Raw genomic sequence first — 26,451 nt, 5'->3', positions numbered from 1 at the left:
TTTAATCATTGCTATGCTATTCTGCCGCACTGGCATGCCTCATTTCCATTCCGATGGAGGTTCTGGGTTTAAAACCTTTCCATTCCCCGGTGATGGCATCTTCCTTTACATCTAGATACGGAAGGTAATCCAAGGATTTAAGGTGCATTCCAAAGAAAGCGGTTATAAAATGCTGGTTTATATTATTAATTCTTCTCATGTCCCAAACAGAATCGGCATACCTAAGGTATTCATCAATATCCAATCCGTCGCGCATGGTGGCGTTAGCAGGTGGGTTTGGAGCTACATTGTGACGTGCATTGATATAGGTAAGTAAATAACGATCACTGTTTACGGCACCTTCGTAAATTGCCTTAACACCGGTTTCATACATGGAGATATCATCCTCGCTGCCAGAAACGAATAGGGTGGGTGTCTTTAACCCCGCAAGGCCTTCAGCATCCCATACCTGTCTGGCCATCCCCCATGGCGCCAATGCTACAAAGGCTTTTATCCTTGGATCTACGGTGCTTCTGTAATTCGCATGGGCATTACCGCGTTGATCTAGTGCATCACTACCTCCGGTAAGCGATTTAAAAAATCCTGTAGCCCCTGCACTATATCCTGCCCCACAAGTATTTAGTCCACCATATCCCCCCATGGAATATCCTACAAGTCCTGTATTGGAAGCATCCACGATACCAGACAAAAAGCTGTTGCTTCCCTCCTGGCCTAATCTATCTATCTCATTGAGTACAAACAACTGATCTAAAGATCGGTTCACCAAGGTGCTGGTAAAGTTTGCAGCATCTTTATAGGTAGAGTCCGTGTGGTCTATGGAAACCACCACATAGCCTTTGGAGGCCAAATTTTCGGCCAAATAGGTAAACAAAATTCTAGAGCCCAAATAACCGTGCGATAAGATTACCAACGGGTACTTAGCTTCGGATTTAAGCACTTCTGCATCGCGCAGAGACCGCCCTTTAAACGTAAATGGAATCAAAGGTCTTCCTTCTGGTCCGGCTCTCCCCAAAACCTGGGTATACACTTCTATTTGCGCTTTCCCTTCAGGGATGGTTGCGGGGTACCATACTTCCAAGGTCAGTGGCCTATCATAAACAGGGGCCTTTCCTTCTTTAATGTTCAATATATCTAATTGATCTTTGTGTACCAGGTTTAGGGTTTGTACACCAACGCCATAGTCACCCCGGTTGGCAAGCTCGGGAGCATCAGGTAAGAGGTCGCCAAAAATAAACTCGTCCTGGTCCTCAGTAACCGGAATAGTACTTGTCCATGCTATTCCCAAAAATAAAACCAATCCTAATCCTAAAATAAGATACTTTGTTTTTGTAGTCATCAATGTGTGGGTTTTTGTGTAAACACTAAATTTAATAAAAGTTTTGGCCAAAAGAAGCGGCGGCCCACAATTATTTGAATATAAAAATGTTAGCAGCTCTTATCTGGAGTATTCCAAGTAGCAAAGGATATTTTTAAATCTGTAGTGTTTTGTATAAGAGCAACATTCCCTTGTCCATTCTTATCCTTTAAAACCGATTTTCTGATGCTTTCCGTCGCAATAGGGTTTGTTTTCGGAGGCCCCACATCGGCAAAGGGCCGTTACCTTACTCTTTTTAGTTTCGTTTCCGTCGCTATCCTTAAGGGTAATATTACCGAAAACCAGCAGTGGACCATTCAGGGATACTTCCACTATGGTTTCCCTAGCCACTTCCTTTTCTGCCTCTGGTTTATCATTGTAATAGTAACTCAACGCTCCCGAAGGGCATTTATCTATTTGATCGGCTATTTCTTTGGTACTGGCCCCTTCCACATTTGTCCAAGGCCTGTTATTGGGGTTGAATACCTGAGGTAGCCCCTGAAAACAAATGGTAGAATGGATACAGGTCTTTGGCTTCCATACTACGGTAAGCTCTCCATTGGTATATTTTTTTGTGATATCTCTCATTATGCTGCATATTAGGCAGCTATAAGTTAGTCATAATTATTAAATTATTGTAGTATGGTGATCACTTCCCTATTTATTGCTTCGTTCTCACGGCGACATCGCTAAATATCTGTCGCCACTCTTTCTCCCTATCATATTTACTAGACCAGCCTTCCCATACCAATCGATTGGGATTCTTGTAAGAAATAGTACCCCTAAAGAACTTATCTGGAATTACATTGACAGGTGATATGGCATGAATCATCTTCTTTTCGGGAAACAAAAACCATTTGTGCTGACCGTGTAATGGAAAATCGTGAGCTAGTGAGGTTACCCAATACCATTTCTCTTTTTCATCATAATTAATTAAGTATACATACTTACGTTCTTTACCGCTTTTGGACACCACCGTACTCGATTCGCATTTAATAAAACTACCGTTTAGATAGTATTCGCAGTTCCTGGTTCCTTTTTCTTCATATTCCTTTTCTGTACCAGGGAAAACGGTTTCGGTAACTTCCCAGCTACCAATAAGAAAATCCAAATCTTTTATGGTTTGACTGTTCGCAAAGCTAAAACCAAGGATTCCGATTAAGACTAACACGTGTTTTTTCATGATGAAGTATTTTTTGATTTAACCATTAAAGATGTATTGGGAAATATAATATGGATATTTCATTGGCACTGTTCAATTTATAAATCCGTTAGTACTTTTAAACGTAATCTAGGGGCCACATAGGTATTGAACCCCACCATATTCATGTTTTTGGAGTAACCATTTCATCTACTATTTTCTTTTTAAATTATGACTTTTACCCATAGCGTTGCGGGTATTTTTTAATACTTTTAAACCCACAACAAACAATAGGTAAACGCCTATACAGACGCAACAATATGCTTATCGCAATATGACAAAATCGCTCTACATCGCAACACTGGAATCGCACAGTGGTAAATCTTTGGTGGTACTAGGACTTATGCAATTGCTTTTAGGGAAAATGGCAAAGGTGGGTTATTTTAGACCGGTTATAGACGACGTGGAAGTTGGTGAAATTGATAATCATATCAATACGGTAATTTCACATTTTGATCTTGATATAAGGCCAGAAGAAGCCTTTGCCCTTACACAAAGTGAAGTCGTTGATCTTTTTAATGATGATAGACAGGGCGATATCCTCGATGCCATTATAGCAAAGTACAAGAAGCTCGAAGCCCGGTTCGATTTTATTTTGGTAGAAGGCAGCGATTTCTCTAGCGATGGCAGTATTATCGAATTTGATCTGAACATAGATATTGCCAAAAACTTGGGTATTCCTGTAATCTTGGTAGATAATGCCAAAGGAAAAACTTTGGAAGAGTTTTGTGGTAACTTGGAATCGGCGGTAAACACCTATATGCAGAAAGGCATAGAAGTCCTAGGGGTAGTAGCAAATAAGGTAAGGCCAGAAAATGTAAATTTGGTGAACGATAGGCTGGTGAAGGAGCTTAAGGACAAAACCCTGGTTTCTTCCATACCCAGGGTAAAAGACCTGGCCCACCCTACCCTAAATGAAATACTCCGGGCCCTAGGAGGCAAAGTACTTTTCGGAAAGGAAAATTTGGACAACCAAACAGGTAGTTTCGGTGTGGGGGCCATGCAATTACACAATTATTTAACCCACTTACGAGAAAATAGCCTCGTTATTACCCCAGGTGATCGCTCGGATATTATCCTTGGGGCGTTACAGGCCAATTTGTCCGACAGCTATCCTTCAATTTCTGGTATAGTGCTTACCGGGGGTATTCTCCCCGAACCTTCCATAATCAGATTGTTGGAAGGTTTTGAAACCAGGATTCCGATAATTTCGGTAACTCAGGGAACTTTTGATGCCACTAATGCCGTGGGCAATATAAAATCGAAAATTTATGCCAAAAGCAAACAGAAAATAGTAACCTCCATTTCTCTTTTCAATACCTATGTGGATGCGGAACAGCTTTTAGAACGCCTAATGACGTTTGAAAGCAAAGGCACTACACCTAGAATGTTCCAATACAATTTGGTACAGCGTGCGGCCCAAGAAAAAAAACGGATTGTACTTCCGGAAGGTGAGGACGATCGTATTTTGGAAGCGGCTACAGAGCTTAATAATTTGGGTATCGTGAACATCACCCTTCTTGGAAGCAGGGAACGAATTGAAAAAAAAGCGATGAAAATGGGTCTGGACATTTCTGCATTACAGATTATAAACCCTACCGAATCGGATCTGTTTCATTCCTATGCAAATACGTTCTTTGAACTTCGCAAACATAAAGGTGTAAATATGGATATGGCGAAGGATATGATGCAAGATGTGTCCTATTTTGGAACCATGATGGTCTACAAGGGAGATGCGGACGGTATGGTTTCTGGAGCAATTCACACCACACAACATACCATTAGACCTGCTTTGCAATTTGTTAAGACCAAACCGGGCACTTCTGTAGTGTCCTCTGTATTTTTTATGTGTCTGGAAGATCGGGTATCTGTTTTTGGGGATTGTGCCATTAACCCCAACCCTTCGGCAGAACAACTTGCAGAAATAGCTATTTCTTCGGCAATTTCGGCAGAGCGATTTGGTATAGAACCAAAAATCGCCATGCTATCTTATTCCTCGGGTAGTTCTGGAAAAGGAGAAGATGTGGATAAAGTTAGGACAGCTACCAAATTGGTAAAAGAAAAATGCCCTCACCTGCAAATTGAGGGCCCAATACAATACGATGCCGCAGTGGATCCCTTGGTAGGTAAAAGTAAATTACCAGATTCTCAAGTAGCAGGACAAGCATCCGTACTTATTTTCCCTGATCTAAATACCGGTAACAATACCTATAAGGCCGTACAAAGGGAGACGGGAGCCATAGCCATTGGGCCCATGTTGCAAGGTCTCAATAAACCGGTAAACGATTTAAGCAGGGGATGCACGGTAGACGATATTTTTAATACGGTAATTGTAACCGCCATACAGGCACAGGAAAGTTAATACAAACCCATACCATGCAAATTCTGGTCATAAATTCGGGAAGTTCTTCCATTAAATTCCAACTTATCCACATGCCATCGGCCGAGGTGGCCTGCAAGGGACTGGTAGAACGTATAGGGACGCCCAACACAAAGGTACACTGGACAATTAAAGGCCAATCGGTATCCGAAACAGTCCATTTATCCAATCATGAAGATGGTCTGCACCACATTACCAAGATATTGAAGAACCCAGAAAACAAACTTATTTCCCATCCAGAGGATATTAAGGCAGTAGTCCACAGGGTGGTGCATGGAGGTAACACCTTTAATAAACCTACGATCATAGATGCGGTGGTGCTATCGGAAATTGAACGTTTATCCGCTCTGGCCCCTTTGCACAACCCGGCCAATGCCAAGGGGATTAAAGTGGCTTCGGATATTTTTCCAAAAGCCGTACAAATAGCTATTTTCGATACTGCTTTTCATACCACCCTACCAGAAAAAGCGTATACATACGCCATTCCTAAGACCTTGTCCGAGCAACATCATATACGGGTTTATGGATTTCATGGAACCAGCCACGAGTATGTTTCCAAGGTAGCTATGGACCATTTAAAGCTTAAACATGGGAAACTAATAAGCATTCACCTGGGTAATGGGTGCAGTATTACTGCCATTAAAGCAGGTAAAAGTATAGATCACTCCCTTGGGTTTGGACCTTCCAACGGATTAATTATGGGCACACGTAGTGGTGATATAGATCAGTCGGTGCTATTCTATTTAATGGATACGCTAGGGCTGCCATCCCCAGACGTCCAAAACATGATACAAAAACAAAGTGGTCTTTTGGGCATTACCGGGTATTCCGATCTTAGGGATATACAGGCAAAAGCGGAAGAAGGAAACCTAGATTGCCAATTGGCACTCGAAATGACAGCCTACCGTATAAAAAAATACATTGGTGCATATGTTGCGGCCATGAACGGGGTAGACGCGCTAATATTTACCGCCGGAATTGGCGAAAATTCCAGCTTATTGCGTGCTATGGTCTGTACCGATATGGATGCCTTGGGTCTAAAAATCGATCTTAAAAAAAATAAAGGGCGCACAGCCAATGTTTTGGAAATAGATCATGATCTGAGTAAAGTAAAAATACTGGTAATCCCAACCAACGAAGAGTTAGAAATGGCTCAACAGAGTTATGCCCTTTTGAAAGGTTAACAAAATTCTAACGTCTTATTTATAAGAATATTCGTATCTTTTATTATAGTACATTTTCGCTCTTAATACCTTTTGTAGTTATTATGCAAGCTTTGGAAAGAATATCACGATCACTCGTCTGCGTTATTTGCCCACTCGCCTTGTTCCTTATTTTTCCGGAAGTTACCAGGTTTTCGGAAAATATTATACGTAGTATTGGTATCCAAACGCATCACCGATTCTATATTTATCTGAGTAGTTGGCTTATTTTCCTATATCTGGCCAAACTATTCCATTACTATATAACCACTGCTGCTACCAGTTCAAAAACATCTTTTCGGGTGGGCTCTGTGTTAGCTGTTCTTTTACTGGCTACCTGCATTATGGCCCTTATTATTTCTACCATTCTGGTAATCCATTCTTATTGATAACTACCTACATGGTAAATAGTTGCCCGGTGCTTTCTCTCACGGAGAACCAGAATTCGCCTTCCATATCTACCTTTCGGCGTTCATGGGTAACTTCTCTGATGGGTAGATTAACAAACTGCCCGTTCAACATACCTACCACAAACCTCGTTTTACCTGCCATGGCCCCGTGTACCGCCAAATGTGCCAGTCGACTGCAAAAAATACTGTCATTGGCATTAGCCGGGGCACTGCGGATTATGTAGCTTGGGTCTATATATTTTATGGTAACGCTTTGTTCGTTGGTTTTAAAATACTGGCTTATTTTTTCCTTCAACAGTAGTCCAATGTCCTTATGCAATACATTCCCGGAGGCATCCTTAATTTCCTTATTGGATTTAAACAAGTGTTGCCCCGCTCCTTCCGCTACTACAATTACTGCATGGTGTTTAGTATCCAAACGCCTCTTAAGTGCTTCCAAAAAACCGTCAGGGCCATCGAGTTCAAAATCCATTTCGGGGATCAATACAAAGTTTACAACGGGCATGGAAAGTGCTGCCGAAGCTGCAATAAAACCGCTATCGCGCCCCATCAATTTTACGATGGAAATACCGTTATAGGCGCCAGTTGCTTCATTATGGGCATCCCTAAGTATTGGGGTTGCCACATCAAATGCGGTCTCAAATCCAAAGGACTTATCAATGAGGTTTACATCGTTGTCAATGGTTTTTGGTATTCCAATAACACCAATCGCCAGTTCTCTTTTTTCAATTTCCCTACCCAGGGCTTCCGCTCCTTTTAAGGTACCGTCGCCTCCAATCGTAAAAAGCATATTTATATTGTTATTCACTAGGGTGTCTACCATTTCGGGCACACTTTGGGCACCACGGGACGAACCTAATATGGTACCTCCAAACTCATGTATATCCTTTACATTATCTGGAGTAAGTTCTCTAAAACCATGCCCATAAGAAGGTATTAGCCCTTCAAAACCATAGGGGACGCCCACCACTTGTTTTATTCCATAAAAATAATGGAGTCCCATCACCACACCACGGATTACGTTATTGATTCCAGGGCATAGACCACCACAAGTAACTATCGCCGCTTTGGTTTTCTTTGGGTCAAAGAAGATTTTCTCCCTTGGTCCGGCTTTTTCCAAACATAAAGGTTCCGTGTTGGTATGTAAGCATCTGTTAAACTCGGTCAGGGTTACATCATATAATACGCTTTCGCCCTCTTGCACAAAGCTAAACATCCCATCACCTTTTTCAGTGCTTAAACTTAAGGGGGAGTTTAATCTGGGTTGGCCCAGGGTAGTAATATCAAATTTTTTATCGGCATCCATCACGCGCTTGTTTGTTATTATATTTAAATTTTTCCAAAGCCAATTGTTTGGCTACAACTTCTCCAATTTTGGTAACATGGTCTCGTTTTTTTCGTGAAAACGTTCCATCTCCGATAGTATCTTGTTCAGTAATTGCAAAACCTCCGTTATATAAGGGCCTTTATTGAGCATTACGCATTCTGCTTTTAGGGAGGTGGTGGCATCGGTAATCTCAGATCTGGAGGGTAATCCTTTTTTGGCCAAGCTTTCCAATACCTGTGTTGCCCACACCACCGGAATGTGGGCCGCACCACAAAGCGATAACATTTCTTCCTGTACCTTGCCAATAGAATCCCACCCGGTTTCAACGGCAAGGTCTCCCCTAGCGATCATTACCCCTATCTGCTTTACCTGCATGGCCGTTAACAATATCTCTACCAAATTATCGAAAGCAAAGCGGGTTTCTATTTTAAGAATAATACTAAGCTTGTTCACCACGTCCCATTTCTTTAGTTCGGTTAACAGTAGCTCCACATCTTCTTTGGAGTTTACAAAGGAATAGTTAACGATATCGGCATGTTTTGCCACAAATTCCAAATCAATTTTGTCCTTTTCTGTAAGCCCGCTGATGCCTAAATCCGTGGTAGGGAAATTCATTCCCTTCTCTGCCCTAAGCTTGGAACCTTTTTCCTTGGCCCTTGTTATACGCACTTCAAAATAATCTGGGTGCATAGTTTCTATATGACCTTCTATCTTACCATCATCGAATACAATTTGGTCCCCCTCTTTTAATCGATTAAAAATAGCAGGCAACTGGCAGGAAATATGAGCGCCTTTCAACAGGTTTCCGTCCTCATCAAACTCAGAGGGCTGTCCTGGAATATCAGCTTTGGTAATCGTTAAGATATCGTTTATCTTTAGTAGAATAGCTCTTTCTATCGGCGGTAGCTCCCCTACTGCGCACTCCTCAACATCTTTCCGTGTATTGGATACCACTGTTCCTGTGCCTATGTAAGATGTTTCGTAGCAATGTGCCAAAACCTGTGCCCCCGTTACTTTTACCACTTTGAGCTTTCGAAGTTTATTTCTTGTATCGGTAAGTATCAGTTGATCTTCTTCTTTCAATTGCCCTAGCCATTCGGAAGCCACTGCTATGGTATTAGGCTCAGAATCTTCTGTAATTTGAGGCACCAACAGTATCAGGGCCGGACTAACAATATTTCCCGATTCATCGCGCACAGGGGTAAATTTCCTCACTTTTGGTCCTTTGGCTATGGCTCCTGTCCTTATCTTAGGGCCTCCCAAATCCATTGCTATTTTTACATTCTTGCCTTGTGCCGTAGCTGCTTTCTTAATATTTCGAATTATTTTTTCCCAAATTTCGCGACTGTCGTGCGCGCAGTTTATGCGGGCGCAGTTCATACCATTACGCACCATATCATAGACCATCTCATAGTCCTGGGCGGCCTGTGCAGGTTGGGTTACCATAATGCGTACCCTTCTGCCTTTGGAACGATACCCCAAAAGCTCTTTGGTGCGCTTTGCCAATAACTTTTTTCCATTTTTGATGGATAGACCCGATTTGATGGGTACCATAGGGCTATCTCCCAGCAGACTGTAAAGAATAAACCTGGTCTTTACAAGGCTCGCCTTCAGATGTCCCTCCGCATTGGCCAAACGGGTAAGCCCTAGATTCCGTAGTTTTTTCTGCGTGCTTCTTAAGTCGAAAGTTCTAAAAGTATTGTAGTGAATTAGGTTTAGGGCACTTTTTTGATATTCATCATTAATATGGCTTAAAACTTCCTCCGCCTCCTCTTCCTTATCTTGCAATGCCGTAAGAATGGTTTCGAGTTGGGCAATAAGCTCCCTTATTTTTTCTTCCTTAATTTTCATATAGATAACATTATACCATTGCCCAAAAAAGTTGGGGCAAATCCAATTGATTAAAAGTACAAAGAATGTGAGGTAAAATAACCCCTATCCATATCAATTAACCAAAAGGTAATACTGAATTATCCCTAGTCGACCACGCCTTACAAGCTTCTTGAAATAAACAAATGATCATAGGGACAACAATTGCCCGAAACGGTTTCCGATACAGAAACCATCCCGGACTAATGCAGTACACTAAATATTATGATCTATGATCTGGTGGGCATCAATTAGCGGTCCGCCGTGCATAATTTCATCGGATGCCTGATTGATAAACTTATCAAAATTTAGATGGAATGAATGTGCCAATTGAATTGCCTTACTAATGTACGCCCCTTTTTGAAGCCAGGTATTTAGTGGGTCTAACATCTCGGTAGGTACGTTGTGGCAATATTTGGGCATATGCAGCCCAAAAATAGGATGTACTTCATAATCCACATCATTAAGATTACCCTTCATGGCTTCGGAAATCATGGCACGGGTATAGCGCAATTTAATACGCGAACCTACGCCGTAGGGGCCACCGCTCCATCCCGTATTGATAAGCCAAACATTTACCCCGGCCTCGGTCATTTTTTTGCTCAACATTTCTGCGTAGACCGTTGGGTGGAGTGGCATAAACGGTTCGCCGAAACAAGCGGAAAATGAAGGTACTGGCTCGGTAATTCCGGCCTCGGTTCCGGCAACTTTGGCAGTATAACCCGATATAAAATGATAAGCGGCCTGCCCCGGGGTTAGTTTTGATATGGGTGGTAAAACACCAAAGGCATCACAGGTAAGAAAAAATATATTCTTAGGATTACCGGCATAGGAAGGTTCGGCAATATTGTCTATATGATGTATTGGATAGCTTACTCTAGTATTTTGAGTGATAGAGGTATCCGAAAAATCCACTTCCTTACTTCCTTCCTTAAAGACAACGTTCTCTAGAAGTGCTCCCGGACGTATAGCCCGATAGATATCGGGTTCGTTATCTTCCGATAGGTCTATTGCCTTGGCATAGCAACCTCCTTCAAAGTTAAAAATAACGTTTTCGGCCGTCCACCCATGTTCATCATCCCCTATTAATTTACGTTCAGGGTCTGCTGATAATGTTGTTTTACCGGTTCCGGAAAGGCCAAAGAAAATGGCAGTTTCACCATCCGTACCAACATTGGCCGAACAGTGCATGGGAAGTACGTTGCGTTCTATGGGAAGTATTAGGTTTAAGGCCGAAAAAATTCCTTTTTTCATTTCTCCAGTATACGCAGATCCGCCTACCAAAGCCACCTTACGCGTAAAATCGAGGATGGAAAAATTACCCTGCCTTATCCCTACTGCCTTGGGGTCTGGGGCCTCATAACCCGGAGCGCACAGAACAAGCCAATCTTCCGAAAAATTTTCGATTTCTTCTTCAGCGAGTCGAAGAAACATATTGTGTACAAAAAGGTTAGACCACGGGTATTCGGTAACGGTGCGCACGTTAAGCCTGTATTCCGGAGCAGCGCCTACGTAAGCATCGTGTACGTATATCTCTTTTCCAGATAGGTACTTTACCACCTCATCGTATAATTTTTGAAAGTTATCCGGATGCAATGCTTTATTGGTTCTGTTCCAAAAAACCTTGTCTTTTGTATAATCATCTTTTACCAAAAAGCGGTCTTTGGGTGATCTTCCTGTAAATTTCCCCGTGTTTATGCAGAGGGTTCCGTTATCACTTTCAACACCCATACCCTTTTCAACGGTAATGTGTTGTAGGGTTTTGGGGTCCAAATTCCAATGCGCGGTGGCTCCTGTAATTCCATATTTCCCCAAATCTGTATTTTTGGGTGGTTTAGACATAATTTCCATAGTATTCCTGTATTAGATTAATAAAAATTTAAAAAGGCCAAATCAACGGCACCAATAGTACCGAGGTAATAAAAAATAACAGTAACAGCGGTGCTCCCACTTTTACATAATCTAAAAATTTATAATTGCCAGCGGCCATGACCATTGCATTCGTGGTGGTACCAACAGGCGTTAAAAATGCAGTACTGGCACTTATGGCAACGGCAATCATAAAAGGCTTGGGAGAAACACCCAAGGAGGTAGCTGCAATAAGTGCTATGGGTGCCATAAGTACCGCTGTGGCCGAGTTGTTTATAGTTTGGCTGAATGCGGCGGTCAATAGAAAAATACCCCCCATGAGCACCGCGGGATGTATGGTGCCGAGATATTCTACCAACCCCATGGCGACCATATTGGCAATTCCTGTTTTTTGTAAGGCCACCCCCATAGGAATCATAGCAGCTATCATAATAACGCTGGTCCAGCTTATTCCTTTATAGGCTTTGGCCACGGGTACACAACCTGTTAGCATAAGAATTCCGGAACAACTTAGGGCAGCAATAGCCCCGGGGACAATATTAAACACCAACAAAACAATCATTAAAATAAGGGTCCCCAAGGCTACATAGGATTTAGGTGTTAGGGTATCCACGTTCTTGGACATGGCCTCGGGGCTACCGGAGATAACCACATGCTTATAAGCACTTTGCAACCCTTCAATAGCTTCCCATGATCCCCGAATAACAAATGCATCTCCCGGTTTTACGGTAATAAGGGTATCGGAAATAGGCGCATTGTTCCTAGAGGCGCCCAGCAGCTGTATGCCGGCCTGTTCCAAATATTTACCCATAGGAATGGTACGACCTACGAAAGCAGAATTTGGGGTGATGATCATTTGGGACAGTCCAACTTCCTGGTTTATAAGCTCTTCTTTTAGTTCCCCATTGGTATGTGGAAAAGGAATCATTCCCAACTTAAATTTTACCATAAACTGGTCTATATTGGCAGTTTTACCTTTTACCGTAAGGATATCGTGGTAGCGCATTTCCGTATCCGGTGTTGGAAATTCTACAAACGGAGCTACCCGCTTAAAACGATTAGGATGGCGTCTTCTTAATCGAACTACCGATACCTTGTCATTTTCCTCAAAATTCCAATCGCTCAACTTCGTATTTATTAGGGGAGACATGGAACGTATCCGGAAACGATATACATGATCGCCTATGCTGTAATCTTTTATCCATTTAGACATTTCGGTATCGATGTTCAACGGGCGATCTTTAGAAGCATTTTTTGGTAATAATCGATAGCCGACATATCGGAAATACACTATACCAATTATCAATAAGGGTAAGCCGATCAAACCAAATTCAAAAAACGAAAATCCGGCCATACCATTGTCTACCAAGGTATTGCTGGCAATAATATTGGGAGGCGTTCCGGTAAGTGTCAACAGTCCACCCGTATTGGAACCGAAAGCGATGGGCATTAGCAATTTGGAGGGAAGGGTGCCTGCATTCCATGCTGCGGAAACCGTAACCGGAAGTAGAGCCGCTACAGTACCCGTATTACTAACAAAACCGGAAAGTAAGCTAGAGCCTAAAGTAATAATGACCAAAAGTTTGGGAATGCTGTTACCTGCCCATGAGACAAATTTTTGTCCTGCCAAAGCTGTCCACCCCGTTCTGGAAAGACCCTCGCCAATAATAAACAATGCAGCAATCATAATTACGGTTGGGTTACTAAAACCACTTAGGGTTTCATTTAAATCTAACACGCCTACAAGGAATAAAGTAAGCATAGATATTAGGGCCACCACATCCGGAGGAAATTTCCCCCAAATAAACAAAGCAATGGTAAGCACCAAAATGATGAGTACGGCCAACATAGGGTTTTCCTTAAACGGATTAATCAATAGCCAAAATAGGTACTGTACTGTGCAATGTTAACTCCTTGGTTAACAAACCTTTGGATGGAGCACTCTTTTTGGTATGGTTTCTAGGTAAAATGGCGATCATATCCAAATCCTTTTCGCTTACAAAATTCAAAATTCCTTCGCGCACATCCGGATTAACGATCAGCGTATGGTCTTGGTAAAACCCTTCCAAATAATATTGAAGTATATTCTCGTTCTTTTCATCTGCCGCAGTATAGCCATACGAATTGGGTTCTTTTTCTATTGTAATGATATGTACTTTAGCATTGAACTTCCTGGATATATCGAGCAGGGCAACAAGTACCTTTGGGTCATCAATCTCATTGGGTCCCAATACCAATCCAATTTGTTTTAAATTAAAAGTCGTAGCATCTTGCGGAACTACAATGACCGGACAATCTGCCTCCAAAACCAATTCGGACGTATGGGTGTTTGCTATGTCCAAACTTTTAATCCCCGAAGTTCCCATAATAATAAGATCTATATCCTTCTCTTTTTGTATTCCGAGAATGGACGAGGTTAAACCATCTTGGCCCAATACCCAGGTCATTGGTAGCTTAAGCTTGTTGTGATAGTTTATTTGTGTAGTTTCAAATTCTGCGGCCAGAATATGATGATCGGGATCCTCTGCAATATAGCAAAGTACTATTTCCATGTCATCGTGTTTCTCAACAAAGTTTACGGCATAATCCAAACCTGTCTTTGCTGCTTCCGAAAAATCGAACGGGACCAATACGCGAGATATCTTATCCATAATTGCTCATTTTAAATTATAAAATTTGTTTACCTGACTAATTTGAAGTAAAATTAATATCCATGGACTTTAGGAAACATGATAATTATCATGTACCTAGGGTTTATACTTCCCGTAATTTACAATGTGGTCGTTGGTGTACCATGGTCATTATGATCACTGTTAGTTTAAGTAATTGTTAAGTGTGGATCAACACTTTTCGAAAGCGTTAAATACTCGGTTTTAAACAACGAATATGATTATCTTTAAAAGGACTTAAGTTAGAATAGGTTATGGATTTGGTTGTGGGCATCGATATTGGGGGTACAAAAACAAAAATTGGACTTGTAGACAAAGAAGGCGTGTGTTTGGAGTCCTTATATTTCCGAACACGCGAATATCCCGACCTTACCGTTTATCTGAATAAAGTACAGGAGAGTGTCCATGAGCTCACCACAAGGCTACCGAAAGACGTACATTTATTGGGCTGTGGTATTGGAGCGCCTAATGCCTCTAGTAGAAATGGTACCATTGAGAACGCTTCCAATCTGGTATGGAAAGGAACGGTTCCCATATTGGCAAGACTACAGGAAAAGATGCCCATGCCCATGCGAATTATGAACGATGCCAGTGCGGCTGCCTTGGGCGAGATGCTCTTTGGAAATGCAAAGGAAATGACGGATTTTATTGCCATTACCTTGGGAACGGGGTTCGGTGCAGGAATAGTGGCCAACGGTAAGCTCATAGACGGGTATGATGGTTTCGCCGGCGAATTGGGGCATGTGGATATGACCTTGGGAGATGGGCGGGTAACCGGTTTAGGGGTAAAAGGAGGTTTAGAAGCCTATGTTTCGGCAACCGGACTAAAGCGTACTATTCTTTATATGTTGAGCAAGCATATGGACGAGAGTAAGTTTAGATCTATTTCATATAACGATTTACACGGGGAAGACATTACGCAAGCAGCGGAAGAGGGCGATCCTATTGCTTTAAAAGCCTTTGAATATACCGCGGATATATTGGGGTTGGCATTGGCCAATTTTACCGCCTTTACACAACCCGAGGCGTTTTTCCTTATGGGTGGTTTAATAAACAGTGGTAAATGGATATGGGAACCCTTACAAAGGCAATTTGAACATTACCTTTTGGACGTTTATAAAGGAAAAGTAAAACTCCTTAGATCTGGGCTACCACCGAAGACAACCGCGATTAGTGGAGCTGCAGCCTTAATTTGGGAAGATTATCGGTAGATGTAGTATAGATTCCCCTATAATTCTAAGCGCTATTTCTTTTTAGTTTGACCTATAAATTTACCCACCACGATGGCCGTAATTATCACGAGGTAAAACTGACCTGCCAAACCGGTTAGGATAGCCGCTTTCTGTGCAACTTGGGTAACCGGAATAATTTCTCCATAGCCTATGGTAAGTAGGGTGATATAACTATAGTATAACAATGAATCCATCCGGGTTGCAAAACTGCTACCGGTCATCAACATACCTTCAAAAGATCCCGGACTGGCAAGTTCTATGCTGAGGAACAAAAAAAATGCGATAAGACCAAGGGATATATACCCGCTCATAAGTCCTAAGATTACATTCTTGTTTACATACTTGGCCTGCCAAACTTGTCTGATAATCTCTAGGGTTACCACGCTATAAAAGATAAAATATATACCCATTCTTACAAACTGGAAAGAATCGGTTTGGATACGATCTACCATGCTATTGCCAAAGACAATGGCGGCCCCAATAAATAATATAATAAATATCCACATCAGCCTTTTCTTCTGGGATATAAGTAGTATCCCTGCAGCAATGTTCAGCAGAAAAAGCATGGGCATTAACCGTTCTTCGAAAAGGGTCTCAGGAAAAACCAAGGAACCAAAAAGTATGGCTATTTGGGTAAAAAAGAAAAGACCAAATCGGTTTTCATATAACCATTCCTGTATTTCTTCCAATCTTTTCATAACTAGAATGTATCGGGGGTTATTACTCCGATAACAGTTTTTCGTCAAAAATATATCCCTCGTAATTTACCTTATAAAGTACACTGTAAAAGGACGGAATAAATACCAGTGTTATTACAGTACCGAACAGCAGTCCTACCATAATGCTGACCGCCATTCCTTCCCACATTTCCCCTCCACTCAAATACAGCGGGATTAGTCCCAGTACCGTGGTGAAGGTTGCCAATAAGATAGGCCTAAATCGTTGCAGGCAGGCAGCGATAACAGCATCCTGAACCTTATTGCGGGATTTTATCTCTATTTCTATACGGTCTATAAGTACAATGGCGTTATTGATAACAATACCGGCAAGGGAAATAACCCCAAGAAAAGGCATAAAACCAAAAGGTTCCTGAAAGCTCAATAAGCCGATAACGACCCCTATGACTGCCAATGGAATGGTTAAGGTCACCATCAGCATTTTTCTATAAGAGTTAAACTGTATGATCAGTAACATGAGAATAATAAAACCCGATAAGGGTAAATAAGATATCACCGCGCCCATATTCTCACTGGTACTTTTGGCATCTCCGCCCAGTTGATATCCATATCCGGCAGGCCAGCTTTCTGTCTGTTCCTGCAGCCAAGGGGTCATTTGCGCCATGATTGCCGCAGAATTTCCAGTATCTGTAATTTCACTGGAAACGTTGACGGTCCTGTCTAAATCTAAACGTTTTATTTTGGTATACTGCCACTGTGGAACTATGGTGGCCACCTGTAACAAAGGCACACTCTTACCAGAATTCTGGGAATAGATATTTAAAGTCTCCAAGGATTCCAAGGTCTGTTGCTGACTGTCATTGGCCCTCATTAAAATTGGTATCGATTTATCGTCTTCGCGGTAAGAACCTGTATTAAATCCATCTAGCACAGTTTGTAACGAAGTAGCGATATCCTGATTGGTAACCCCTGCCAATTGGGCCTTGTTCTGGTCAATATCGATAACAAACTTTTTACTTTTTGGGCCCCAATCGTCCTTTATATTTTTGGTACCGGGCAAGGTCACCAATTTTTGTTTTATAGTTTCTGCAAGTATGGATAGCTGATCCGGGTCTTTGCCCTGTACTTTTATTTCGATGGGTGTTCCTCCTCCTCCAGCACCCAAAGGCCCTACTTTGATATCGGCATCCGGAAAGTTCCGCAACGCAAATGCATCCAACTTGTTTATCATCGGTTGGTTCGCTAACATTGTAGAGGTATTTACAAGAATATGTGCATAACTAGAATTGGGTTCATCAGGATTATATCCTAAATCATAAGACGATGGTCCTTCTCCAATATAAGAAGACCAATCTGCTATACCATCTAGGCGCGATTCGTTAACCTGTAAGGAATCTTTTATATACACCTCCATTTCGTTTACCAATTCATGGGTACGTTCAATCTTGGTGCCTTGTGGTAGGTTAATATCGACTGTAATCATATTTCTTTCGCTATCCGGAAAGAACAAAAACTCTATTTTGGTAAAGCCCCATAAAGAGACTATAAAGAGGCCGAAAATTGCAATTAACACCAATGCTTTACGCGAAAGTGCAAAAAGAATTAGGTCTTTATAGTATTTTTTGAGACTGCCGATCATTCGGTCTATGATGCTCGCTTTTTTGTTTACATCGATCTTTAAGAACAAAAAACAAAACAGGGTAATTACCGTAAGGGAAATGATCCATGAAGATACCAGCGCAATGGTGATTACCACAAAAATTGGCCCTGTAATATCCCCCATGATGGACTCCGCCAAATAAAACGACAAAAAGGCCGCGGAGGTAGTAAGGGTAGAAATCAACAAAGGCGTAAACAGTTCTGAGCACGAGTCTATTGCCGCTTTTTTAACGGCAATGCCCTGTTCCATTTTTACCATGATAGATTCTGAGACTACAATGGCATTATCTACCATCATACCCAACGCCATAATTAACGCTGCCAGGGTAACCTGGTTTAGCCCTACATCTATAATACCCATTACCATTAGGGTGGTAATGGTAACGATAGGTACCAAACTGGCAATGATGAAACCTGTGCGAAACCCTAAAAATACCAGCATAACCAACAGCACAATACCAATGGATTGCATTAGGTTATTTATGAAATTAACAATGCTTTCGTCTACAAAGACATCTAGGGAAGAAAGCCTGCTAATTTCTAATCCCACCGGAAGTTGTTCTTTCCAAAGTGCGATAACTTCATCTACCTCCTCGCCCAACTGTACCACATTGGCACCTTCTATTAGAGAAATATGATGGGATATGGCATTTCTCCCGTTGACCTGAACTATCTGTTCGGACGGATCTATATATCCCTTTCTAACGGTGGTGACATCTTCCAAGTAAACGACCTGACTTCCATCGCCGACAGGAATAAGCGTTTTTTTAATATCGTCCAGATCATTATAATTACCGGTTGGTTCTAGTACAATACGCTCGTTCTCCACATTTACCTGCCCTCCGGAACTAAGTATATTGGTACTGGTAATGGTACCTTGTAGCTTGCTGGCCGTAAGTCCGTACTCCTTTAACCGGGCATTATCAAATTCTACAAAAATCCGTTCGGCTTGGACACCTCCCACCTCCACCTTGGCCGCATTGGGTAGTTTTATTAGATCGTCCTTTAAGTCGTCCGAGTAGTCTTTCATTTCCGCATAGGAAAACCCATCCGCAGTTAGCCCCACCACAATACCATAGACCTCTCCAATGCCATCATCATCTAGATTAGGGGTTACTTCGCTGGGTAAGCCCCCCATACTATTTAGTTTTCTACGAAGTCTGTCCCAAACGCTTTGAAGGTCTTTAGGGGCTACCTTATCCTTTAGGGTAACATTAACTACGGAGAGCCCGGTACGCGAAGTACTGCTCACCTCTTTTAATTCGGGAAGTTCCTGAACCACTTTTTCTATCTTGTCCGTAACCAGTTGTTCCACACGTTCCGGACTGGCTCCTGGAAACTGGGATACCACGGTGGCCACACGTATCGTATAGGGTGGCATGCTGTCTCGTGAGAGGGATTGATAAAGGGATATCCCCAACAAGATTATTACGCCCAGCACCGTATAGGTAATTCTATTTTTTTCTATGGAAAATTGGGTTAGATTCATGTGGCGGTGGGTTATTTATAAACGGTATATGTACTTTTTGGAAAACTCATTTGTATTATTGCAATCGTATTTTTTGTCCGTTCAACAACGTCTGTAGGCCGGCTGTTGCAATTTTTTGCCCTACATTGAGGCCATCAATAATTTCAAAACCTTCTGAAGTTAAATTTCCAATGGTAACCGTCTGTTTTTTAGCAGTTCCTGTTTTTCCGTCATCGGATTCAATCACAAAAACAAAATTGCCCTTATCGTCTTCCCCAACCGACTTGGCGGGGGCAACAAGTACTTTCTTGTCGGCTGCACCATTACCAAAATTAAAAGTGACATTGGCGGCCATACCAGATTTTATATCGTCCGTTGGATCTATAATTATTATCCGAACAGGATAGGTAGAAGTGTTCCCGTCTACGGACGGGGCAACTTCCGATACCCTGCCTTTAAATTCTTGGCCCGAAAGCGAAGAAAAAGATAGGGCAACGGGCATACCCTGATTTACATTGTTAATGATACTCTCCGGGAGGCCAAGGCTAATTTCCATATCCCCACTCACATTAAGGACTGCAATTATTTGACCTGCCGTTACATTTTCATTGATCTCTGCATTTACTGCAGCTATGGTGCCATCTGCCGGCGCATGTAAATATCCGTAGCTTACCTGGTCTTGTTGAATGGCAACGCTTCGCAAAGCGGACTCATGACTGGCCTTTGCCGTAAGAAAGGAATTTTTTGCACTCTCGTAATCACTGAGTGCCGCACTCCCCTTTTCATATAGCGATCTTACCCTATCCAAAGCCAACTTTGCGGTATTCATTTGGGAAGCCGCACTATTAAGGCTAGAAATGGCATTTTCATAGTTTAAACGAGACTGAACATTATCGAGCCTGGAAAGCTGTTGTCCCTTTTTTACTTTTTGGCCCAACTTTATATCGAACGCAGTAATAATACCTCCGCTTCTAAATGTTAGGTTTACCACCTCGTCTGTCTTAGAAGTTCCACTAAAGGTCCTGGTATTTTCGCTCCCCAGATATCCAATTTCTTGATAACTCACTGGGCGTACTATTTTTTTCTCCTCCTTATTGTTCTCTCCACATGATACAAATGTAAAAAGTAAAATTAGCGGTGCAATTAAGCTATTTATATGTTTCATCGATCAATATTTAAAAGTCTTACTATTAGTTTCCGTTCAACAAAAAGGCGTTGAATCTTTGTATAAAATCTTGATTTTGGTCTTCGGTATGCAATAGGAAATAATAACTTATAATCCGTTCCAGTTGTAGCGAACTCAACAAATAATTATAAGATGCATTGGCCTTTGCCAATTGTGCTTGCAGATAATTACGCTGCGCATCTATCAACTGAACAATAGGAACGGCACCGCTTAAATATGAGGTCTGGGTAAGTTCTAGACTCTCCTTTGCAGTTTCTTCGGACACCTGGGATAATTCTATATTGGCAATTTCATTGATCATTGCCAGTACGGCATCGTTAACGTTTCTTTCAATGTTCAGCTGAATATCTTGCTTGTTTATGTTTAACTGATCTTGTTGAATGATCGCCGTTTGGCGGTTTATGTTTTGTTGGTACTGCCTAAAAATTGGAATAGAAATATTAACCCCAACATTATAATTATCATCCAAACTAGCTTCCGGAATCGCACCTGCCCCCCATTGATTAAAATTTCTATTGTACTGCCCTTGTAGGGCAACGGTTGGCACAAATCTACCGGAACTGTTAAGTCGTAAACTCCGTTCCGTGGCTTTCAAATTATAGTCTACGGCCATAATTTCCGGGGCGTTCTTTTTTGCTTCTTCCACCAAAAACCTAACAAAGGGCTTTCTAAGGGTAGGATCGTCTATTAAGCCCCCAAGCTGCTTGTAGTTATATATCTTAAAAATTTCTTGGGACAATTCTGCATTCTCCACATCAATCTCATAGTCAATAGGATTATTCAACAATTGGTTTAAGGCAAAAAATGATTGTTCCAATTGGTTAACGGCCTCTACCAGGGTTTGGGTATTCTGTGCTTGTTCGCTCCTAAATCTCAGCACATCGGTTTTAGCCGCTTGCCCGGCCTCATAGTTCTGTTCGGCTATTTGCAGGTTTCGCTTGGTAACCTCCAAGTTTTGCGCTTGTATCTGCACATTGGTCTTTAGGATAAGAGCATTAAAATAGGCGACAGACCCGTTTAAGACGGCATCGAGCTCCGCAGCATTGTAGTTTTCCTGTTGGGCCTGTTGTAAATTTTTATTGATTGTAATATTGGCATTGGCGGCTTCGGAAAACACGGTTTGGCTCAAAGTGATATTTCCACTGGTTTGATACTCCGGATTTTGTCCGGCAGAAATTTCCGCCAGTTTTGGGTCTATGTAAGTGCCGCTGGCAGAAGCCGAAACATCGGGAAAATAATTGCTTTCCGCCAATTTTACGTCTTGGGAGGATAATGATATATTTTTTCTTTCGGATTGTAATGAGAGGTTCCTATCGATAGTTTTCTTCATCACATCCACCAGTGTGTAGGTCTCTTTTGAAAGTACATTCTTGAAGTCGCCCACAAAATCGATAGTGGCGATAAGACTGTATTTTATAGGGACCCCTACCAGCTCGGCAGTATTATAATTGACCGTTAATTTGGAATTGACGTCGATGAATATGGGTAAGTCTGACGCATTGGAGCCAGATATTATTGCTTCTACATCCAAGGCAACCCTTCTAAAAAACTGGTTTAGGTTTTCTTCGGCCTGGTTGGTCGCCAATATCCCATGTACCACATCATCTATGTTGGTACCGGTAAAGGAAGGTAAGCCTTGTGTTATAAAATGGGAAGCCAGATCCTTAATGTCTTCTTCACTTAGAAAAAAACCACCCGCGAGATAAACTGCGTCTACCCCATCCAAATTGTTTTTAATATCTGCGCTGTTAGCAAACGGAATTAGTTTGTAAGACGCCCCTAATTCTGCCAATTCCCGGTCCAAGGTTTCTTTTATTGGAATGATATCTGGTAAAAAATCCTCTACCAGAATACCTACCTTCTTAAAGTCATAAAGTTTTTTAAATGTCTGTAAATCATTTTTATAGGATTGGGAAGTAATCAAAAAAGTAAAATTGTGGATACCCGATGAGGTTTTTGAAGGGTCTAATGCAATAATATCACTATTAACGGCCCCAAATAAAATAGTAGGTTTTTTAAAGGATTGCTGAGCCGTAATTATTAAGTTGTTAATGGTGCCGAATGCTAAAATGATATCGGTATCATCATTTAAAAAGCGTTCATAGTTGGCTTTGGCCCTGGCCGGATCAAACCCATTGCCCAAAACTTCCTTATAAGTTATTGTGGCGTCTTGCCCTACCACAGCGCTAATTTCATTCTGTAATTGACCGAACAATAGAGAAGATTTGGTGGTAGCACTGTCTATAAGGACTCCAATAGATACACGCTTAGTGTTTTGGCTCTGTAATAAGAACGATGCCAAAAATAGGACAAACAGTAAACTTTTAGTACGCATTCTACGGTTTATTAATACGCCATGGCATGTTGTACAACATGTTCCGGGGCATTGGTTGGTATATTACTTTAAAAGAGGTGTTCCCTTCAGCTCATAATCGGAAACTATCAGTCCTGAAAAAATTAGGCGTTTATTGAAATTACTACACATACACGTAGCACAAGATTTGGTTGTCGTAAATCAACAATCATCCCTATTCAATCTCTAAATTCTTATGAAACGCTCTCCTGCAACTTTGTTAAAAATACGTAAGAAACTTTAAATACCACAGGGATTTGTTAAAAATTCGCGTACCATATAGGCACACATGCATCAATGATCAAAAAACACAAGAAAGTTGTGCTGTGGTGGTTTAAGTTAGGTTTGCCTTTTACGAAAGATCATATAGATTAGCCCCATAAATCCTATAAAGGCCGAAGCATACATAATGACGGGCATTTTAAATATATCGTCCTGATAGTACCAGCCAGAAATAAAAGCGCCGAGGCCTATCCCTGCTTCTAAGGCAATATACATGGTTGCCATTGCTTTTCCCCTATAATCGGGATGGCTCAGATCAATGGTCCATGCATTTATGGCCGGTGATAATATGCCCATGGCCAAACCATAAGCGGCGGCTGCAAATAAGAGATGCGTTAGTGTGGTTGCATAGCCGATGCCCGCTAGCCCCAATACCAGTGCAAAAAGCCCTATGTTTATTATAAGTTCTCTGCCATACTTGTCCGAAGCTCTGCCCGCAACAAAGCGAATGGTAAGGGAGGCTATGGTAAAGACGATAAAAAACAAACCCTTGTTGGGTGTTCCTAGATGGCCACTCCAATCGGGAATCAGCGTAAGGATAACCCCAAAACCAATGTAGGACAAGAACATTACTATAGCGGCCGGAAGCACCTCTGGAGCAATGATATCCCTTTTTGAAATTTTAAGGCTTGCCAAAGTAAATCGTTGTCTGTTAGGCAAGGTTTCCTTCATTTGAAAAAAGATAAGCATGCCCATAAAGGCAAAAAGCGAAGAGGCGTAAAACAGGATGTTAAACGAATAGGATAGGGTTATGAAACTTCCAATGGCCGGACCAATGGCAAAACCTGTACTAAAAAAAAGACCTTGCAACCCCATGGCCTCTCCCCAGCGTCCTTTGGGTATTATATCCGCAACATAGGCAGCTAGGGCCGTTGGTGTAAAACCTGTAGAAAAACCGTGGACCAAGCGCAATAACAGAAAGCCCGAAACTGTTCCCAAAACCGGATATAGAAAACCGCTCATTAGGCAAACTACTGCTCCAATAAGCATTACGGGAACACGTCCAATTGTATCTGTAAGCCTACCGCTGAAAGGCCGCGATATACCTGCCGTTAATGTAAATAAAGAAATAATAAGTCCTTTGTATTCCGCGCCACCAAGACTACTAAGATAAGCTGGCAGTTCTGGGATAAGCATATTAAAACTAGTGGAGAACAGCAGCGATCCCAAACACACCATGCCAAATCGTAGATTGTAAATTGGGTGTGTGGATTTAGCTATACGTTTCTTAAGTACGTTCATTGTTTTAAGGTGCCTTCCCTTATACTGGTTTCAATTTCTCTTTCGGTATACTCCCAAAGCGTTTCGGATCCGGTTAAAATAGGTGCCAGTTTTTCCAAAATTGTTTCGTAGGCCACATCGTACTCCGTCCAAGTGCCTCCTTGGTTGCTTAGGTTTTGTAGTACGGGTTGAAATCTATCCAATGCCTTTGCAAATTTGGCTTCGTTAGAAACACCTGCCTCAAATTCTTGCCAAATGTAGATAAATTCTAGCGCTTGTTTTTGTGGAAGCTTGCCAAATATGCGTTTTGCGGCTTTTAATTCTTCTTCCGTATTGGAATGTTGCTTGTCCAAATCGAAAAGGAAGATGTCTCCCGTATCAATTTCAACGATATCGTGGATCAATACCATTTTTATCACTTTTAACAGGTCTATGGAGGTACTTGCATGTTCTGCTAAAACCATGGCCATAAGGGCCAGGTGCCAACTATGCTCCGCGTCATTTTCGTGCCTATCACTATGGAAAAGTTTTGTTTTACGCTTAATGTATTTAACTTTATCTATTTCTTTTATGAAATGGATCTGCTCTGTGAGACGCACCATAGCCATAAGGTTACAATTTTATAGAAGTTATGATTGCAAAGAAACCGCTACCCTTTACCATTAGAAAGGACATTTGTCCCAAGCGCATAAAATGATAAGAATCAATAAGGAATTGTTGGGTTACATGCGCCGGCTACATGCCAAGGATGCGCGCTTTGTTAGCAAGTTAAGCTTTAAACCAGAGCAGCAAATAATTATGCAGGGGAAAAACATTTTTTCCGCATACGTCCTTAGTGAAGGTATTGCCAAATGCTATCAAACTGAAGATACGGGAAAAGATTTTATCCAAGAGTTTTTTGGGCCGGGGGAAATTTTTGGAGAGATAGAAATAATTAATGGCACACCAAGTTTTTGTTGTATAGAGACTATTACGGATGCGTCGGTTTATCAAATATCGCTAGACAGTTTTAGACATTTGTTGGATACCGATAAAAAATTCAATCAACTGATTCTTATGGCCATGGCCAATAAAATAAACTACACTGCATTAAGGCATGCCTACCATCAATCGCATACGGGCTTAGCTAATTTTCAAAGGCTTAAAAAACAGTTTCCACAATTGACGGAAGTAATAGCCAAAAAAGACCTGGCCAATTATTTGGGCATAACCATCCGAACCCTTAACAGGATTCTAAAAGGAGTTTAACAGTTTCGAGCACCAGACATATAGTCCGACACATTCTTTTCTAACTTTTGAAACTCGGACAACTGTTCTGTAACCCGTTGCACCTGCTTTTTCATTAAGCGTTTGTGTTTTTTTAGGGACAGCTGTATTTCCATATTTGCATGAGTTAATCGTTCTACCTGTGAGCAGAGGGTTTCAAAACGTTCGAACAAGGTGTAGGTCTTAGGTTCGCATAAATACGAATTCAGTTTATTCCGCATTTGCGCAAGATCTTTACTATTGCGTTCCAAACGTAAAATATAGCTATTGCTATCTACCTCTTGGGCAAACTGCTGGTCTAGGTCTGACGTTTTCATTAAAGATAGATTTTGGGTTATAGGGGGCGAAACTTTATTCTCGCACTTATAAGTTAAGAATAATCCTTTATAAAAACTAAATCTAATCACCCCAATATCAGACTTTAACATTTTGTTTTCCTAAAATTAGCATTTAGTTTAAGGTTTATAATTTGGATATTAAAGCACCGTTTTCTACCTTAATAAAAATAGTGGTTTATGAATATTAATTTTGAATATGATGGGGTTGCGGCCAGCAACCGATTGGAAATTCTTGCAGCTAAAAAACTAGGCAAATTATTTGATAAATATCACTTTATCATACGTGCGGATGTCCTTTGGAAAACAGAAAATACCTCCTCCCCAAAAACGGGTATGATTTGTAGTATACGACTTAGTCTGCCGGGGCCAAGACTTTTTGCGGAGGGCAATAGCGCCGGTTTTGAAGCAGCTCTTGCGGAATCGTTGGGCGACTTGGAAAGGCAATTGAGAAAGCGCAAGGAGAAAATGAAATCCTATTAACCACGATA

General features: G+C 41.5%; 20 protein-coding genes. 5 read left to right on the top strand and 15 right to left on the bottom strand.

All coding sequences use genetic code 11. The features are described from left to right. Window positions 1-16: 16 nt before the first annotated feature. The 3 genes from ACEQ81_RS09675 to ACEQ81_RS09665 all read right to left on the bottom strand — a co-directional run bounded on the left by ACEQ81_RS09675 (window position 17) and on the right by ACEQ81_RS09665 (window position 2,537). Complete coding sequence (locus ACEQ81_RS09675; RefSeq protein WP_411030680.1) at window positions 17-1,336, bottom strand: alpha/beta hydrolase family protein; 1,320 nt, start codon at window positions 1,334-1,336, stop codon at window positions 17-19. A 180-nt stretch (window positions 1,337-1,516) separates the two neighbouring features. Continuing rightward, on the bottom strand, window positions 1,517-1,942 hold the full coding sequence (locus tag ACEQ81_RS09670; RefSeq protein ID WP_411030679.1) for a (4Fe-4S)-binding protein: 426 nt from the start codon (window positions 1,940-1,942) through the stop codon (window positions 1,517-1,519). A gap of 73 nt (window positions 1,943-2,015) precedes the next feature. Next, complete coding sequence (locus ACEQ81_RS09665) at window positions 2,016-2,537, bottom strand: hypothetical protein (RefSeq protein ID WP_411030678.1); 522 nt, start codon at window positions 2,535-2,537, stop codon at window positions 2,016-2,018. Window positions 2,538-2,829: 292 nt separating this feature from the next. Here ACEQ81_RS09665 and pta point away from each other — a divergent pair, with 292 nt between their 5' ends. After that, on the top strand, window positions 2,830-4,917 hold the full coding sequence (gene pta, locus ACEQ81_RS09660) for a phosphate acetyltransferase (RefSeq protein ID WP_411030677.1): 2,088 nt from the start codon (window positions 2,830-2,832) through the stop codon (window positions 4,915-4,917). Window positions 4,918-4,931: 14 nt separating this feature from the next. After that, window positions 4,932-6,119, top strand: a complete 1,188-nt coding sequence (locus ACEQ81_RS09655) for an acetate/propionate family kinase (protein WP_411030676.1) — start codon at window positions 4,932-4,934, stop codon at window positions 6,117-6,119. A gap of 414 nt (window positions 6,120-6,533) precedes the next feature. Here the strand turns inward: ACEQ81_RS09655 and ACEQ81_RS09650 are convergent, their stop codons facing one another. From ACEQ81_RS09650 to ACEQ81_RS09630, 5 genes are all read right to left on the bottom strand, one after another. Continuing rightward, window positions 6,534-7,853, bottom strand: coding sequence for an ATP-dependent 6-phosphofructokinase (locus ACEQ81_RS09650; RefSeq protein ID WP_411030675.1), 1,320 nt, complete (start codon window positions 7,851-7,853; stop codon window positions 6,534-6,536). Window positions 7,854-7,904: 51 nt separating this feature from the next. Then, window positions 7,905-9,725 (bottom strand): pyruvate kinase, encoded by a 1,821-nt coding sequence (locus tag ACEQ81_RS09645; RefSeq protein WP_411030674.1) that lies wholly within the window; start codon window positions 9,723-9,725, stop codon window positions 7,905-7,907. 234 nt (window positions 9,726-9,959) lie between these two features. Next, window positions 9,960-11,594: a phosphoenolpyruvate carboxykinase (ATP) gene (gene pckA / locus ACEQ81_RS09640; RefSeq protein ID WP_411030673.1), complete on the bottom strand. Its 1,635-nt coding sequence runs from the start codon at window positions 11,592-11,594 to the stop codon at window positions 9,960-9,962. A 28-nt stretch (window positions 11,595-11,622) separates the two neighbouring features. Beyond that, complete coding sequence (locus tag ACEQ81_RS09635) at window positions 11,623-13,461, bottom strand: SLC13 family permease (RefSeq protein WP_411030672.1); 1,839 nt, start codon at window positions 13,459-13,461, stop codon at window positions 11,623-11,625. 19 nt (window positions 13,462-13,480) lie between these two features. Then, window positions 13,481-14,263 (bottom strand): universal stress protein, encoded by a 783-nt coding sequence (locus ACEQ81_RS09630; RefSeq protein ID WP_411030671.1) that lies wholly within the window; start codon window positions 14,261-14,263, stop codon window positions 13,481-13,483. Window positions 14,264-14,535: 272 nt separating this feature from the next. Here ACEQ81_RS09630 and ACEQ81_RS09625 point away from each other — a divergent pair, with 272 nt between their 5' ends. Continuing rightward, a complete protein-coding gene (locus ACEQ81_RS09625) occupies window positions 14,536-15,492 on the top strand; it encodes an ROK family protein (RefSeq protein WP_411030670.1) in 957 nt (318 codons plus the stop codon). Between the two features lie 32 nt (window positions 15,493-15,524). On the opposite strand, the gene ACEQ81_RS09620 is transcribed toward ACEQ81_RS09625, so the two are convergent. From ACEQ81_RS09620 to ACEQ81_RS09595, 6 genes are all read right to left on the bottom strand, one after another. Beyond that, the gene (locus tag ACEQ81_RS09620) at window positions 15,525-16,211 is read right to left on the bottom strand and encodes an ion channel (protein ID WP_411030669.1); all 687 of its coding nucleotides are present in this window, start codon (window positions 16,209-16,211) and stop codon (window positions 15,525-15,527) included. 22 nt (window positions 16,212-16,233) lie between these two features. Further along, complete coding sequence (locus ACEQ81_RS09615) at window positions 16,234-19,338, bottom strand: efflux RND transporter permease subunit (RefSeq protein WP_411030668.1); 3,105 nt, start codon at window positions 19,336-19,338, stop codon at window positions 16,234-16,236. Window positions 19,339-19,393: 55 nt separating this feature from the next. Further along, window positions 19,394-20,482 (bottom strand): efflux RND transporter periplasmic adaptor subunit, encoded by a 1,089-nt coding sequence (locus ACEQ81_RS09610; RefSeq protein ID WP_411030667.1) that lies wholly within the window; start codon window positions 20,480-20,482, stop codon window positions 19,394-19,396. Window positions 20,483-20,507: 25 nt separating this feature from the next. Next, a complete protein-coding gene (locus tag ACEQ81_RS09605) occupies window positions 20,508-22,838 on the bottom strand; it encodes a TolC family protein (RefSeq protein ID WP_411030666.1) in 2,331 nt (776 codons plus the stop codon). A gap of 357 nt (window positions 22,839-23,195) precedes the next feature. Continuing rightward, window positions 23,196-24,380 (bottom strand): MFS transporter, encoded by a 1,185-nt coding sequence (locus tag ACEQ81_RS09600; RefSeq protein WP_411030665.1) that lies wholly within the window; start codon window positions 24,378-24,380, stop codon window positions 23,196-23,198. After that, window positions 24,377-24,967, bottom strand: coding sequence for an HD domain-containing protein (locus ACEQ81_RS09595; protein WP_411030664.1), 591 nt, complete (start codon window positions 24,965-24,967; stop codon window positions 24,377-24,379). The genes ACEQ81_RS09600 and ACEQ81_RS09595 overlap by 4 nt, the downstream gene beginning before the upstream one ends. Window positions 24,968-25,052: 85 nt before the next feature. Between ACEQ81_RS09595 and ACEQ81_RS09590 the strand changes: the two genes are divergently transcribed. Continuing rightward, complete coding sequence (locus tag ACEQ81_RS09590; protein WP_411030663.1) at window positions 25,053-25,607, top strand: Crp/Fnr family transcriptional regulator; 555 nt, start codon at window positions 25,053-25,055, stop codon at window positions 25,605-25,607. Here the strand turns inward: ACEQ81_RS09590 and ACEQ81_RS09585 are convergent. Next, on the bottom strand, window positions 25,604-25,942 hold the full coding sequence (locus ACEQ81_RS09585; RefSeq protein WP_411030662.1) for a hypothetical protein: 339 nt from the start codon (window positions 25,940-25,942) through the stop codon (window positions 25,604-25,606). The two genes, ACEQ81_RS09590 and ACEQ81_RS09585, sit on opposite strands and share 4 nt — an antisense overlap. A 198-nt stretch (window positions 25,943-26,140) precedes the next feature. Between ACEQ81_RS09585 and ACEQ81_RS09580 the strand changes: the two genes are divergently transcribed. Beyond that, window positions 26,141-26,443 carry an HPF/RaiA family ribosome-associated protein gene (locus tag ACEQ81_RS09580; protein WP_411030661.1) on the top strand — a complete coding sequence of 101 codons (303 nt, stop codon included), beginning with the start codon at window positions 26,141-26,143 and terminating at the stop codon, window positions 26,441-26,443. The last annotated feature ends 8 nt before the right edge of the window (window positions 26,444-26,451 follow it).

It is taken from the genome of Spongiimicrobium sp. 3-5 (assembly GCF_046557915.1).
In the GTDB taxonomy this organism is placed as follows: Bacteria; Bacteroidota; Bacteroidia; order Flavobacteriales; family Flavobacteriaceae; genus JBHEBG01.
This window is presented reverse-complemented; position numbering and strand designations above follow the sequence as displayed.

Excerpts from the sequence above, each read along its gene's own strand:
- ACEQ81_RS09675 (WP_411030680.1), bottom strand. The coding sequence starts at position 1,336 with ATGACTACAAAAACAAAGTATCTTATTTTAGGATTAGGATTGGTTTTA.
- ACEQ81_RS09670 (WP_411030679.1), bottom strand. The coding sequence starts at position 1,942 with ATGAGAGATATCACAAAAAAATATACCAATGGAGAGCTTACCGTAGTA.
- ACEQ81_RS09665 (WP_411030678.1), bottom strand. The coding sequence starts at position 2,537 with ATGAAAAAACACGTGTTAGTCTTAATCGGAATCCTTGGTTTTAGCTTT.
- pta (WP_411030677.1), top strand. The coding sequence starts at position 2,830 with ATGACAAAATCGCTCTACATCGCAACACTGGAATCGCACAGTGGTAAA.
- ACEQ81_RS09655 (WP_411030676.1), top strand. The coding sequence starts at position 4,932 with ATGCAAATTCTGGTCATAAATTCGGGAAGTTCTTCCATTAAATTCCAA.
- ACEQ81_RS09650 (WP_411030675.1), bottom strand. The coding sequence starts at position 7,853 with ATGGATGCCGATAAAAAATTTGATATTACTACCCTGGGCCAACCCAGA.
- ACEQ81_RS09645 (WP_411030674.1), bottom strand. The coding sequence starts at position 9,725 with ATGAAAATTAAGGAAGAAAAAATAAGGGAGCTTATTGCCCAACTCGAA.
- pckA (WP_411030673.1), bottom strand. The coding sequence starts at position 11,594 with ATGGAAATTATGTCTAAACCACCCAAAAATACAGATTTGGGGAAATAT.
- ACEQ81_RS09635 (WP_411030672.1), bottom strand. The coding sequence starts at position 13,461 with ATGTTGGCCGTACTCATCATTTTGGTGCTTACCATTGCTTTGTTTATT.
- ACEQ81_RS09630 (WP_411030671.1), bottom strand. The coding sequence starts at position 14,263 with ATGGATAAGATATCTCGCGTATTGGTCCCGTTCGATTTTTCGGAAGCA.
- ACEQ81_RS09625 (WP_411030670.1), top strand. The coding sequence starts at position 14,536 with ATGGATTTGGTTGTGGGCATCGATATTGGGGGTACAAAAACAAAAATT.
- ACEQ81_RS09620 (WP_411030669.1), bottom strand. The coding sequence starts at position 16,211 with ATGAAAAGATTGGAAGAAATACAGGAATGGTTATATGAAAACCGATTT.
- ACEQ81_RS09615 (WP_411030668.1), bottom strand. The coding sequence starts at position 19,338 with ATGAATCTAACCCAATTTTCCATAGAAAAAAATAGAATTACCTATACG.
- ACEQ81_RS09610 (WP_411030667.1), bottom strand. The coding sequence starts at position 20,482 with ATGAAACATATAAATAGCTTAATTGCACCGCTAATTTTACTTTTTACA.
- ACEQ81_RS09605 (WP_411030666.1), bottom strand. The coding sequence starts at position 22,838 with ATGCGTACTAAAAGTTTACTGTTTGTCCTATTTTTGGCATCGTTCTTA.
- ACEQ81_RS09600 (WP_411030665.1), bottom strand. The coding sequence starts at position 24,380 with ATGAACGTACTTAAGAAACGTATAGCTAAATCCACACACCCAATTTAC.
- ACEQ81_RS09595 (WP_411030664.1), bottom strand. The coding sequence starts at position 24,967 with ATGGCTATGGTGCGTCTCACAGAGCAGATCCATTTCATAAAAGAAATA.
- ACEQ81_RS09590 (WP_411030663.1), top strand. The coding sequence starts at position 25,053 with ATGATAAGAATCAATAAGGAATTGTTGGGTTACATGCGCCGGCTACAT.
- ACEQ81_RS09585 (WP_411030662.1), bottom strand. The coding sequence starts at position 25,942 with ATGAAAACGTCAGACCTAGACCAGCAGTTTGCCCAAGAGGTAGATAGC.
- ACEQ81_RS09580 (WP_411030661.1), top strand. The coding sequence starts at position 26,141 with ATGAATATTAATTTTGAATATGATGGGGTTGCGGCCAGCAACCGATTG.